The organism is Rhodovulum sulfidophilum DSM 1374, assembly GCF_001633165.1.
Lineage (GTDB): Bacteria > Pseudomonadota > Alphaproteobacteria > Rhodobacterales > Rhodobacteraceae > Rhodovulum > Rhodovulum sulfidophilum.
Genome location: NZ_CP015418.1, coordinates 309599 through 322062 on the forward strand (window position 1 = coordinate 309599; position 12464 = coordinate 322062).

A 12464-nucleotide genomic window follows, 5' to 3' on the forward strand; every position below is an offset into this window, starting at 1 on the left:
TTATTGGGGGATTCCGGTAAAGGACCGGTAACCGATTTCGGGTCAATCTGCCGCCAACTCCGACAGAAGTATGGTCAAAAGCATGCAGGTTCCCTTTCCCATCGACACGCTCGGCGCTTCCGCGTCCTCCCGGCCCGACAGGCCGGCTTCCTCCGCCGGGGCCGCCGACCCGGACGGCTCTGATTTCCGTTCGGCCTTCGACGATACAAGGCCTTCCGACCGGAACGAAACAGCCCGGGAGGCCGCGCGACGGGACACTCCCAAGACATCGGCCGCGTCCGACCGCGCTGAGGAAACGCCCTCCTCCGCTCCGCCGGGCGCCCGGAAAAACAGCGAGGACAGCGCCGAGGAGGTCGACGAAACCGCCGAGACAAGGGCCGGTAGCGACACCGTGAAGAACGATCCGGCCGACGCGAACGACGCGATCGCGGAGCTTCCCGCGATGGCGGGCTTCTCCACCGCCCCGCAGCCCGGGACAGGAGCGGCCACCAAGACGCAGGCCCTCCCGACAGAGACGGCAGCAGCGGGGGCGGGCACAACCGCCGCGTCCGCCGACAGCGACATGGCCAAGACGACATCTGTGCCGCTGACGGCCGATCCCAGACAACAGTTGGCAGAATCTCAGCCCAACGCCGCCCTTCTTGCATCCTCCCCCTTGGCCGACGCCCGGCCGGTGATCGCGACCGGCGGCACGACAGCTCAGCAGACCGCCGCGCAGCAAGCGGAAGACACCGCCCCACAGTCCGAGACCGCTCCGTCTGCCTCGAAAGAGGCAAAGGCGGTCCCCGCATCATCTTCCACCGCTGCGGCTCAGGCGAACGCAGCGCCCCTCCTGTCGGGAACGTCCCCCGAGGCACTGCAGGCGGGCAACAAGGAGGGCGCCGCGCTGAACTCGACCGCTCCGAAAGACGGCACGACAAACCGTTCTTCTCCGGAAATAGCCGATGCCGCACCGGAAGCCGTCGCGTCGAAGGAGGGCCCCTCCGGGCAGACAGCATCCCGGCAAGGGTACAGCATGCTGCCGGGCCGCGAAGCCGCGCAAAGCCAGACGGTCGCGGTGGCGGCGCGGGCCATCGCCTCGGATGACCCGGCATCGGAGCCCAAGGGCGATCAGAAGGGGCACGCCTCGGCGCACCGGGAAAACACATCGGCAACACCGACCGCACCAACAGCTCTGCATGCGATGGCCGCGAAGCCCGATGCCGCCGCCAGCGCCCCCCCTATCGCGGGGACCGCCATCGATATCCAGACCGCGATTGATGGGTCACGCGGCGATCCGACGGCTGCGACCGATTCGGGGGCTTCCGAACGCAGCGGCTCAGACCAGATCCGGGGCTCGGAAACCGCCCGCCACACGGCGGCACCCGCACTTGCGGACACACCGCGAACCGCCATCCGCCAGATTGCCGAATCGCTCCACCGGGCTTCCGACGGATCGGTCCACCTCACCCTCAGCCCGGAAGAACTCGGTCGGGTGCGCCTGTCTCTGACACCCGGCGATCACGGCATCACCGTCAACATCTCTGCCGACCGAGCCGATACGCTCGACCTGATGCGGCGCCATGGGGACACGCTGGCGAATGCGATGCGCGACCTCGGCTACGGCGAAGTCGTTCTCGACTTCACCGGCCGACAGAACAATGCGCCCGGACAGGGCCGCGGCTTTGCTGCCGCGGGTCCGGCCCCGAACGAGGAGGGGACCGAGACGGGCCTCCTTTCCGCGAACACGACCTCGCCCAGGACAGCGGGCGGCGGCCTAGATCTCCGGCTTTGAGGGACAGATACCATGACCGACAGCGTAACCGCCGCAACCGCCGCCACGAACGCCTCCTCCTCCTCAAGCAGCGGAAATTCGAAGACGCTCATCAGCAACGACTTCGAGACCTTCCTGCACATGCTGACCACCCAACTCGAGAATCAGGATCCACTCAATCCGATGGAATCCTCGGAATATGCGCTTCAGATCGCGACCTTTTCCGGCGTCGAACAGCAGGTGCTGACCAATGACCTGCTCACGAACCTGACCGAGAACCTGGGCGGCGGCGGCCTGTCTCAATACGGATCCTGGGTCGGAATGGAGGCCGCAGCGCCTGTAGCGGTCAAATATGACGGCTCGACCCAGCTTACCATCCTACCCGAAATAGAGGCCGACGCCTCCTTCGCCAAGCTGGTGGTACGAAATTCCGAAGGCAGTATCGTCGAGAGCCGGGAAATCGACCTCCCGGCGGAAACCGTCACCTGGCCCGGCGAAAGCGAGGCAAAGGCCGACACCTACAGTTTCATTGTCGAGAACTATGCCGCCGATGGCAGCCAGATGTCGGAGACGCTCGGCCAAGTCTATGCCCCCATCGTCGAGGTCAGGACCGAGGCGGGCAAGGTCAGCGTCGTGTTCGAAAGCGGCAGCATCGTAAACTCGAACGACGTCTCGGCGCTGCGCGATCCGGTCTGACCGGCCTGCACAAAAAGCAGGCCACCGAGGTCAGGACAGCAACAGCGCCAGCCCTGCGCCGATCCAGGTCAGGGCGGCGCCCGCCCCCATCCAGAGCAGCGGCTGGACCCATGACCGCCGTCGCGGTTCGGGCTGGGTCTGCGACTGACGGATCAGCGCGGCCTCGGCCAGTTCCGGCAACCGGGGCCCGAAACGGGACAGGACCCGCGCGGTACGACCCAAGTCGCGCACTACGGCCTTCGGACCGATATTCTCCTTGATGTATTCCTCGACGATGGGCCGGGCCACTTCCCAGATATTGATCGACGGATTGAGCGAGCGCGCCACACCTTCGACCACGACCATGGTCCGTTGCAGCAGAATCAGCTCCGTCCGGGTCGCCATGCCGAAGCGTTCGGTCACCTCGAAGAGATAGGCCAGCAGCTTCGCCATCGAGATATGGGTCGCGTCCATCCCGAAGATCGGTTCGCCAACCGAACGCAGGGCCTGGGCGAATTCGTCGATCTCACGGTCGGCAGGGACATAACCCGCCTCGAAATGCACCTCGGCCACGCGGCGATAGTCGCGCCGGATGAAACCATAGAGTATCTCGGCATAGACCCGGCGGGTATATTCGTCGATCCGGCCCATGATGCCGAAATCGAAGCACTGGATTTCGCCGCTGGCGCCGACCTTCATGTTGCCCTGATGCATGTCGGCATGGAAATAGCCGTCGCGCAGGGCGTGGCGCAGGAACATCGACAACACCCGCTCGCCGATCGCGCGGCGGTCATGGCCCGCGGCATCGAGCGCGGCATTGTCACCGATCGGGACGCCCTCGCACCAGGACATGGTCATGACCCGCCTGGACGACAGCGGCCAGATCACCCGGGGCACGGTAAAGCCCTTGTCGTTTTCGGTATTGGCGACGAATTCGGCCGCCTGCGCTGTCTCGATCCGCAGATCCAGCTCGCCCGTCACCACCCCGTCGAAATGCGCAATGACATCGGTCGGCCGCAGCCGGCGCGAGAACGGCGCCAGCAGCTCGATGGTCGAGGCTGCGAAGTAGAAGGCGTCGATATCCTTGCGGAAATTGCGCTCGACACCGGGACGCAGCACCTTCACCGCGACCAGTTCGCCGGTCCGGGCGATGCGCGCGCGGTGCACCTGGGCGATGGAGGCGGCCGCGATCGGCTCGGAGAATTCCGAGAACAGCTCGTCGGCGGGTTCGCCCAGTTCCTGGGCCACCGTCTCCTTGGCAATTTCGGTCGGGAAGGGCGGCAGCTTGTCCTGCAGCACCCGCAGCTGCACCGCCAACTCGTCGCCAACCACGTCGGGCCGGGTCGAAAGGATCTGGCCGAACTTGATATAGGCAGGCCCCAGCGCGGTGATTGCGCGGGTCGCCGGCGGCAATGCCTCGTCGCCGTTTTCGCCCAGCCATTTGAACGGCCAGCCCATGACCCGGGCCGCGGCCCGGACGCTGGCGGGCGCCCCCAGCTGTTCCAGCACGAAACGGTTCGCGCCGGTACGTTCCATAGTGGCCAGCGTCTGGACCAGCCTCCAGATGTTGTGAGGACCGCGCACCTAGATTTTCCACCCGGAATGCAGCGCCGCGATGCCCATCGACAGGTTGCGATACTTCACCTGTTCGAAACCGGCCTGGCGGATCATGGACGCGAAGGTCTCCTGATCGGGGAACTTGCGGATCGATTCCACCAGATACTGGTAGCTGTCGCGGTCATTGACGACGAACTGGCCCAGCGGCGGGATCACGTTGAAGGAATAGCGGTCATAAGCCCATTGCAGAAGCGGGTTCGGCATCTGGCTGAATTCGAGGATCATCATCCGTCCGCCGGGTTTCAGCACCCGGTAGGCCTCGTTCAGCGCATCCTGGATCCGGGTGATATTCCGGGTACCGAAGGAATTCGTGAAGACATCGAAGCTGTTATCGGCGAAAGGCAGCGCCATGCCGTCGCCCACGACCCAGTCGAGACTGGCGGCGAGGTTGTCGGCCTCGGCCCGCTTGCGGCCTTCGACCAGCATCGATTCCGTCATGTCGCAGACCACGGCCGTCGCGCCCGGCGCGCGACCGAGGAAGCGGAAGGCGATGTCGCCGGTGCCGCCCGCCACGTCCAGAAGACGCTGATGCGGCTGTGGGGCGAGCCAGTCCATCATCGCGTCCTTCCAGACCCGGTGAACACCGCCCGACATCAGGTCATTCATCAGGTCGTAACGCGAGGCGACGCGGGTAAACACCCCGTGGACGAGTCCGGCCTTTTCCTCTTCGGCGACGGTCTGGAACCCGAAATGGGTGGTCTTCTGGGCACTCTCGGTCATGGGGGCCTTGCCGTTCGTTTTCACGGCCCTTCTTATAGGGCGCTCTGCGGGGACTACAATGTGTTCCCCGCTGGAAGGAAGGGGCCGATGCCGGAATTGCCAGAGGTAGAGACAGTGCGTCGCGGGCTGACGCCTGCGATGGAAGGCCGCAGGATCGTCGCGACCCGGGTGAATCGCCCTGACCTGCGCTGGCCCCTGCCCGAGCGGATGGCCGAGCGGCTGACCGGCGCTCAAGTGCTGCGGCTGGGGCGGCGGTCGAAATACATTCTCGTCGATCTTTCGACCGGCGAGACCCTGATCCTGCATCTGGGCATGTCCGGGCGGGTGCTGATCTCTGGCGTGGCGCTGGGGCAGTTCGTGCATCCGCATCCGGCGCCGCAGAAGCATGACCATGTGGTGATCGAGCTCGAGGGCGGCGCACGCGTCACCTTCAACGACCCGCGTCGTTTCGGCGCGATGGACCTGACCCCGACCGAGGCGGTGGCCGACCACCGGCTGCTGGCCGGGCTCGGCCCCGAGCCGCTGGGCAACGGCTTCGACGAGACCTACCTTGCAGGACGACTGAAGGGGCGGCAGACCCCGATCAAGGCCGCGCTGCTCGACCAGCATGTGGTCGCCGGGCTCGGCAATATCTATGTCTGCGAGGCGCTGCACCGGGCCGGCATCTCCCCCCTGCGCAAGGCGGGCCGGATTGCCGCAGCCCGTGTCGCCGCCCTGGTTCCGGCGATCCGCACGGTCCTTTCGGAGGCGATCGAGGCCGGCGGTTCGAGCCTAAAGGACTACCGCCAGGCCGATGGCGAACTTGGCTATTTCCAGCACAATTTCCGGGCCTATGGACGGGAAGGCGCGCCCTGCCCCTCTCCCGGATGCGCCGGTCGCATCCACCGGGTCGTACAGTCCGGCCGATCGACTTTCTACTGTCCGCAATGCCAAAGATAGCTTGATCGCTGGCAGGAGACTGTTAAGGACTCGGGTTCGAACCGAACGGAGGCCGTCAGTCCATGGCTTACAAGACGCTGATCGTCGAGATAGAGGACCACGTGGCGCTGGTCCGCCTGAACCGGCCCGAGGCGCTGAACGCGCTGAACGGCGAGTTGATGGGCGAACTGGCCGAGGCCGTGAGCGAGGCCAACGCCAATGAGAAGGTCCGCTGCATCGTCCTGACCGGGACGGAAAAGGCCTTCGCCGCAGGGGCGGATGTCCGCGAGATGAGCGAGAAGAGCTTCGTCGACGTCTTCGCGGGCGATCTCTTCACGCCGGAGACCGAGCGCCTGCTGGCATGCCGCAAGCCGATCATCGCCGCGGTGGCGGGCTATGCGCTGGGCGGCGGCTGCGAGCTGGCGATGATGTGCGATTTCATCATCGCCGCCGACACCGCGAAATTCGGCCAGCCCGAGATCAATCTCGGCGTCGTTGCCGGGATCGGCGGCACCCAGCGCCTGACCCGCGCGGTCGGCAAGTCCAAGGCGATGGACATGCACCTGACCGGGCGCTTCATGGATGCCGAAGAGGCCGAGCGCGCTGGGCTGGTCAGCCGCGTCGTACCCGCCAAGAAGCTGATCGAAGAGGCGATGGCCGCGGCGCAGAAGATCGCCGAGAAATCGGCGCTGACCACGATGGCGGTCAAGGAATGCGTCAACCGCAGCTTCGAGACCACTCTGCGCGAAGGCCTGCTGTTCGAGCGGCGGATGTTCCACATGATGTTCGCGACCGAGGACCGGGCCGAGGGCATGCAGGCCTTCGTCGAGAAGCGCGAGCCCCAGTTCCGCGACAAGTGACGCGCACCGCCGAGGCGGCGCATTTTCCGGTTTCCTTTTGCGGCAAGCTTGGCTATAAGCCGCGCCTTATATGCGCGTGAGGCCCGCTCTGGCCGGAATCAGCCGGTGGCAGGAAAACCCGGCCTGGGACTCGTTGCGCGAGAGATTTTGACCACGAGACCCGGGAAAGGGAAAAGGACCACATGGCCAATTCGCCCCAAGCCAAGAAGCGCGCCCGTCAGAACGAGCGCCGCTATGCCGTCAACAAGGCGCGTCGTTCGCGCATCCGCACCTTCCTCCGGAAGGTCGAGGAAGCGATCGCTTCGGGCGATCAGGCGGCGGCTGCGACTGCTCTGCGCGAGGCCCAGCCCGAGTTGATGCGCGGGGTCACCAAGGGCGTCCTGCACAAGAATACCGCCTCCCGGAAAATGTCGCGCCTCGCCTCGCGCGTGAAGGCGCTGAACGCCTGATCCGAGGCCGTTTGCGCCATAAAAACAAGGGCTCGGAAGGGCGCGACCGAAAGGGCGCGCCCTTTCTCTTTGGGGGCGGCTCTGCCCCCCCGGAAAGGCCTGCGGCAACACACTCCGGATTCGTTCCGCACATGCGCGCAGTCAAGGCCGAAGTTCGGTTGCACCCCTCACGACCACCGGTCTACCGTCTCTAGGCGATTCACATCGACTTGGGGGGGCATGACGCGGAACAACCCGCGGCACGATCTTCTTTTGAGCCGGCCGATATCGGCAGGGAAGAAGATCGAGGTGGGGCTTGCCGGTCAGGGCGCGCATTCAGGGAATGCGCTCTGATCGAACGCTGCCGCAAGCCAGACGGGGCCTCGTCCCGTCCGCGGGTTGTGTCTCATGTCCAAAGGACCGTGAAAGGCAAAGCGACTGGAGTGAATCCGGGCGCCGCGATGGCGGTTCCCGGTCGGGGAGTGTCGTTCTTGCCAAAGGGTCCGCTCTTCCATGTCGGTGCGCACCGGGGTCCTGACGGCCGCTCCACGACGGAGCGTCGGGCAGGGCGTCCGGTTTCGCTGGATCGGCTAAGAGCGGGCAAAGAAGATGACAGACGACACCTGGGGACGCATTCGAGATGACTTGGAAAAATCGATCGGCAAGAACAACTTCGTAACCTGGATTGCCCCTTTGGAATTCCGCGCCCTTGAAGACGGGGTGGCGCGGTTCGGTGTTCCCACCAGCTTTGTCGGCGACTGGGTCAACCGCAATTTCGGCGACAAGATCATCGAACATCTCGCCCGCAGCGGCGTCGAGGTCGACCGGCTCGAATTCGCCGTCGCCGCGCCGAAGCGGGTCGCCCCTGCGGCAGCTGCCGCGCCTGAGGCCGCGGCCGCTCCGGCCCGCCGGGCCGCGGCCGAGCCGCGCGACGAGGGCGACATGCCGGGCGCGCCGCTCGATGCGCGCTTCACCTTCGACAGCTTCGTCACCGGCAAGCCGAACGAGCTTGCCCATGCCGCCGCGCGCCGCGTCGGCGAAGGCGGTCCGGTCGCGTTCAACCCGCTGTTCCTTTATGGCGGCGTGGGCCTGGGCAAGACCCACCTGATGCATGCCATCGCCTGGGATCTGCTGCACCGGGCGCCGGAAAAGAAGGTGGTCTACCTTTCCGCCGAACAGTTCATGTACCGCTTCGTGCAGGCGCTGCGCGAACGCGACATGATGGGGTTCAAGTCGCTGTTCCGCTCCGTCGACGTGCTGATGGTCGATGACGTCCAGTTCATCGCCGGCAAGGACAGCACCCAGGAAGAGTTCTTCCATACCTTCAACGCGCTCGTGGACCAGAACAAGCAGATCGTGATTTCCGCCGACCGCGCGCCGGGCGAGATCAAGGATCTCGAGGACCGGATCCGCAGCCGCCTGCAATGCGGCCTCGTCGTCGACCTGCATCCCACGGATTACGAGCTGCGGCTCGGCATCCTGCAGCAGAAGGTCGAGCTGTACCGGATGCAGTATCCGGGCCTCGTGATCGCCGACGGGGTGCTGGAATTCCTCGCCTACCGGATCACCACCAATGTCCGCGTGCTGGAAGGCGCGCTGACCCGGCTGTTCGCCTTCGCCTCGCTGGTCGGCAAGGAAATCACCCTGGATCTGGCCCAGGACTGCCTGGCCGACATCCTGCGCGCCTCGGACCGCAAGGTCACGATCGAGGAGATCCAGCGCAAGGTGAGCGAGCATTTCAACATGCGCCTCAGCGACATGATCGGGCCCAAGCGGCACCGCACCATCGCCCGGCCGCGCCAGATCGCGATGTATCTCGCCAAGCAGCTGACCCAGCGCAGCCTGCCCGAGATCGGCCGCCGCTTCGGCGGACGGGACCACACCACGGTCATGCATGCGGTCAAGCGAATCGAGGATCTGCGCAGCAAGGACAGCCAGATCGACGAGGATCTGGAACTTTTGCGCCGCATGCTCGAAGCCTGACCGGCCGCATATCCGGGCGACCCTTGACGCCCTTGTCAAAGTCTCGGACAGTCCAACAAAACGCTTGAGCAGGGAAGCGAAACCGTTAGGGTTCGCCTCCCGGGCGCAAGAGGAGCGAGGGGCATGAAATTCAGCATCGAACGCGGCGCACTCCTGAAGGCGGTGGGCCAGGCGCAATCGGTGGTCGAGCGACGCAACACCATTCCGATCCTCGCCAACCTTCTGATCGAGGCCGAGGACGCAACGGTCAGCTTCCGCGCGACCGATCTCGATATCGAGGTGGTCGACAAGGCGCCGGCGACGGTCGAACGGGCCGGCGCGACGACGGTTCCGGCGGTGACGCTGCACGAGATCGTGCGCAAGCTGCCCGATGGCGCGCTGGTCGAGCTATCGGATGACGGGGCATCGGGGCGGCTGACGGTCGTGGCGGGGCGGTCGCATTTCACGCTGGCAACGCTGCCGCGCGAAGACTTCCCGGTGATGGCCTCCTCGGAATACACGTCCAACTTCACCGCCAAGGCACCGGTCCTGCGGCGGCTCTTCGACAAGTCGAAATTCGCCATTTCGACCGAAGAAACGCGCTATTACCTGAACGGCGTCTACATGCATGTGGCCGCCGGCGAGGATGGCCAGGCGCTGCGCTGCGTCGCGACCGACGGCCACCGGCTCGCCCGGATCGACGCAACCCTGCCGCCCGGGGCAGAGACCATGCCCGGCGTGATCGTGCCGCGCAAGACGGTCGGAGAGCTGCGCAAGCTGCTCGAGGATGACGAGGTCGAGATCGCCGTGTCGGTCAGCGAAACCAAGGTGCGCTTCGCCACGCCCGAAATCACCCTGACCTCGAAGGTCATCGACGGCACCTTCCCGGATTATTCGCGGGTGATCCCCGTGAACAACGCCCGGCGGCTCGAGGTCGACGCGGCCGAATTCGCCAAGGCGGTCGACCGCGTGGCGACGGTCAGTTCGGAACGCTCGCGCGCGGTCAAGCTTGCGCTCGAGGAGGATCGACTGACGCTATCGGTCACCTCGCCCGACAGCGGCGCGGCCGAGGAAGAGCTGGTCGTGGCCTATGGCGACGAGCGGCTCGAAATCGGGTTCAACGCGAAATACCTGCTGGAGATTGCCGGTCAGGTCGATCGCGAGAATGCCGTCTTCCTGTTCAACTCATCCGGCGATCCGACCCTGATGCGCGAGGGCGACGATGCCTCGGCGGTCTATGTCGTGATGCCGATGCGGGTCTGAACACCAGAACGTGTTGCGGGGCCCGGCTGATGCCGGGTGCCTGAAGCGCGGGTATTTTCGCCAAGAAGAAGGGCAGGCCGTGCCCGGACTTCTGCTGACAGAGCTGACCCTTTCGCAGTTCCGCTCGCATGAGCGGGCGCGGCTGGTGCTTGACGGGCGCCCGGTCGCGGTCTTCGGACCGAACGGGGCGGGCAAGACCAATCTGCTGGAAGCGGTGTCGCTGCTCTCGCCTGGCCGGGGTCTGCGCCGGGCCGCGGCCGAGGACCTAGCGCGGGCTCCGGGGCGGCTGGGCTGGAAGGTCGCGGCGGTGCTGAGCGGTCCTAGGTCCGGGCACGAGATCGAGACCTGGGCCATGCCGGGCGGCAACCGGCAGGTTCGGCTCGACGGCAAGGCGGCTACGCAGGTGGCGCTGGCGCGGATCGCGCGGGTGCTGTGGCTGGTGCCATCGATGGACCGGCTCTGGATCGAGGGCGCCGAGGGGCGGCGGCGGTTTCTGGACCGGATCGCGCTGAGTTTCGAACCCGGCCATGCCGAAGCGACGCTGGCCTATGAAAAGGCCATGCGCGAGCGCAACCGGCTGTTGAAGGACGAGGTGCGCGACCCGCACTGGTTCGGCGCGCTCGAGGCGCAGATGGCCGAGGCCGGGGCGGTTCTTGGCGCGAACCGACGCGCCGCGCTGATGCGGCTGGAGGCGGCGCAGGCCGAGGCCGAGACCGCCTTTCCGCGCGCGACGCTGGCTTTGGCCGGGCCCGAGGGGTCTGATCCCGCGGATGCAGGGGCCCTGGCCGGAGCGCTGGCTACCGGGCGGGGGCGCGACATGGCGGCGGGACGGACGCTGGCCGGACCGCACCGGGCCGATCTGGGCGCGGTTTTCGACGCCAAGGGCATCGAGGCGCGGCATTGCTCGACCGGCGAGCAGAAGGCGCTTCTGATCGCGCTGATCCTTGCCAATGCCCGGGCGCTGGCGCAGGATTTCGGAGCGCCGCCGCTGCTGCTTCTGGACGAGGTCGCGGCCCATCTCGATGCGGGACGCCGGGCCGCGCTTTACGACGAGATCTCGGCGCTGAAAGCGCAGGCCTTCATGACCGGGACCGGGGCAGAGCTTTTCGCCGGGCTAGGCGCGCGCGCCCAGTATCTTGAAGTACGGGAGACCGACGGCACCAGCCAGATCGAGAGGATGGAGGGCGCGTGCCCCCGAAGCGCGTGACCCGCGTCACACCGGGCGTGGGCGATCTTGGCTGCACCCGCAGTCTTTACGAGGCCCTTGGCTGGTGGCCCGCCGAGATCGGCGAGGGCCCCGTTTTGTTACACCCCTACGGGATGGCCCCGGGGCTTTTCGAGCGAGCCGCGCTGGTCACCGATCAGGGGCGCCCCGAGGCGCCGCATAGCACCGGGGCGATGCCTCCGGCACAGGACACTGGCACAGAGCTTTCCCGACCGGATTGGCATCGATGCCGCCCAGGCGGTCACGCTCCGGACCGGAGCCGAGCCACTCAAGCCGCCACAAGAGGTGTTCCGGGGCGCCTATTCGGGCGATTATGCCGATACCGACGGCCATGTCCGGGAACTGCCGCATACCCCATTCAGGCCGCTTTATGCCGAGGGGCGGCTCACCGCCTCCTGCCCGCCCGCATCATGACAGCAGCCACCTCGATCTGGTGCGTTATGCGGGCGCGGATCTGCCCCTCTTCCTGACGCACGGGCCGGTCCGGCTGGCGATCACCGGGCGCACGCTGTCGGGCGGCTCTGCCGCGGGCGTGGCGATGGGCGAGGCGTTCTCGCCGCCGCTCACGATCTTCGCGCTGCTGCGACCGGCCGCCTCGGCGTTTTTCCTGACCATGGGGACGCTTCTGAACCGTCAAGCCGGCCACAGCACTGCGGCCGACCGCCGTCTGACCCGGCCGGGCACCCCCGCGGGCTTTTTCGATGGTATGACCGCGCATCGGCACCCCACGGATTTCCCGTTCCATATGAGCCTTCTCCCCGCCTCTTCGAGTTCGGCAGCCTTGGGAACATCAACATCGCCGTCATCTTGGCGATCTGGCCCGTTGCGCCTGTCCCGGCAACCTGGCTCTCGCGCGTTTCATCGATCGGATACGGGGTGGCTGACCTCGCCCCGCGCGTCGCGACAGATCAATCGCCGCCCGAGTGCGATACCGATCGCGGCGGGGCGGATCATTCCCCTCGCATGACACCAAATCTTGTGGCTGCTGCGTGACAATCCCACCACGACACCGTATAAAACCGGCGACGAACAAAGGATCCTGC

The 12464-nt window shown here is 66.2% G+C and carries 11 protein-coding genes; 9 read left to right on the top strand and 2 right to left on the bottom strand.

The genetic code is table 11. The features are described from left to right. Window positions 1-82: 82 nt before the first annotated feature. Entirely contained in the window at window positions 83-1774 is a 1692-nt protein-coding gene (locus tag A6W98_RS01620) for a flagellar hook-length control protein FliK (protein WP_168161801.1), read from the top strand. A 12-nt stretch (window positions 1775-1786) separates the two neighbouring features. Then, window positions 1787-2449 carry a flagellar hook capping FlgD N-terminal domain-containing protein gene (locus A6W98_RS01625; RefSeq protein ID WP_042457043.1) on the top strand — a complete coding sequence of 221 codons (663 nt, stop codon included), beginning with the start codon at window positions 1787-1789 and terminating at the stop codon, window positions 2447-2449. Window positions 2450-2479: 30 nt separating this feature from the next. Here the strand turns inward: A6W98_RS01625 and ubiB are convergent, their stop codons facing one another. After that, on the bottom strand, window positions 2480-4012 hold the full coding sequence (gene ubiB / locus A6W98_RS01630; protein WP_072071636.1) for a 2-polyprenylphenol 6-hydroxylase: 1533 nt from the start codon (window positions 4010-4012) through the stop codon (window positions 2480-2482). Then, window positions 4013-4765: a bifunctional demethylmenaquinone methyltransferase/2-methoxy-6-polyprenyl-1,4-benzoquinol methylase UbiE gene (gene ubiE / locus A6W98_RS01635; protein ID WP_042457049.1), complete on the bottom strand. Its 753-nt coding sequence runs from the start codon at window positions 4763-4765 to the stop codon at window positions 4013-4015. Window positions 4766-4852: 87 nt separating this feature from the next. Here ubiE and mutM point away from each other — a divergent pair, with 87 nt between their 5' ends. The 7 genes from mutM (at window position 4853) to A6W98_RS20760 (ending at window position 12388) form a co-directional block, all read left to right on the top strand. Beyond that, the gene (gene mutM, locus A6W98_RS01640; RefSeq protein ID WP_042457052.1) at window positions 4853-5704 is read left to right on the top strand and encodes a bifunctional DNA-formamidopyrimidine glycosylase/DNA-(apurinic or apyrimidinic site) lyase; all 852 of its coding nucleotides are present in this window, start codon (window positions 4853-4855) and stop codon (window positions 5702-5704) included. 62 nt (window positions 5705-5766) lie between these two features. Beyond that, window positions 5767-6543: an enoyl-CoA hydratase gene (locus A6W98_RS01645; protein ID WP_042457055.1), complete on the top strand. Its 777-nt coding sequence runs from the start codon at window positions 5767-5769 to the stop codon at window positions 6541-6543. A gap of 182 nt (window positions 6544-6725) precedes the next feature. Then, window positions 6726-6992, top strand: coding sequence for a 30S ribosomal protein S20 (gene rpsT / locus A6W98_RS01650; protein WP_042457058.1), 267 nt, complete (start codon window positions 6726-6728; stop codon window positions 6990-6992). 588 nt (window positions 6993-7580) lie between these two features. Beyond that, window positions 7581-8954, top strand: a complete 1374-nt coding sequence (gene dnaA / locus A6W98_RS01655; RefSeq protein ID WP_042457061.1) for a chromosomal replication initiator protein DnaA — start codon at window positions 7581-7583, stop codon at window positions 8952-8954. A 123-nt stretch (window positions 8955-9077) separates the two neighbouring features. Further along, the gene (dnaN, locus tag A6W98_RS01660) at window positions 9078-10196 is read left to right on the top strand and encodes a DNA polymerase III subunit beta (RefSeq protein ID WP_042457064.1); all 1119 of its coding nucleotides are present in this window, start codon (window positions 9078-9080) and stop codon (window positions 10194-10196) included. Between the two features lie 79 nt (window positions 10197-10275). After that, a complete protein-coding gene (gene recF, locus A6W98_RS01665) occupies window positions 10276-11403 on the top strand; it encodes a DNA replication/repair protein RecF (protein WP_042457067.1) in 1128 nt (375 codons plus the stop codon). Window positions 11404-11791: 388 nt separating this feature from the next. After that, on the top strand, window positions 11792-12388 hold the full coding sequence (locus A6W98_RS20760; protein ID WP_155735148.1) for a hypothetical protein: 597 nt from the start codon (window positions 11792-11794) through the stop codon (window positions 12386-12388). Window positions 12389-12464: the final 76 nt, after the last annotated feature.

Bases quoted from the DNA above. Each gene is read 5' to 3' on its own strand.
- mutM (WP_042457052.1), top strand. From the start codon at position 4,853: ATGCCGGAATTGCCAGAGGTAGAGACAGTGCGTCGCGGGCTGACGCCT.
- ubiE (WP_042457049.1), bottom strand. From the start codon at position 4,765: ATGACCGAGAGTGCCCAGAAGACCACCCATTTCGGGTTCCAGACCGTC.
- A6W98_RS01620 (WP_168161801.1), top strand. From the start codon at position 83: ATGCAGGTTCCCTTTCCCATCGACACGCTCGGCGCTTCCGCGTCCTCC.
- A6W98_RS01645 (WP_042457055.1), top strand. From the start codon at position 5,767: ATGGCTTACAAGACGCTGATCGTCGAGATAGAGGACCACGTGGCGCTG.
- A6W98_RS01625 (WP_042457043.1), top strand. From the start codon at position 1,787: ATGACCGACAGCGTAACCGCCGCAACCGCCGCCACGAACGCCTCCTCC.
- rpsT (WP_042457058.1), top strand. From the start codon at position 6,726: ATGGCCAATTCGCCCCAAGCCAAGAAGCGCGCCCGTCAGAACGAGCGC.
- dnaN (WP_042457064.1), top strand. From the start codon at position 9,078: ATGAAATTCAGCATCGAACGCGGCGCACTCCTGAAGGCGGTGGGCCAG.
- A6W98_RS20760 (WP_155735148.1), top strand. From the start codon at position 11,792: ATGCCGAGGGGCGGCTCACCGCCTCCTGCCCGCCCGCATCATGACAGC.
- dnaA (WP_042457061.1), top strand. From the start codon at position 7,581: ATGACAGACGACACCTGGGGACGCATTCGAGATGACTTGGAAAAATCG.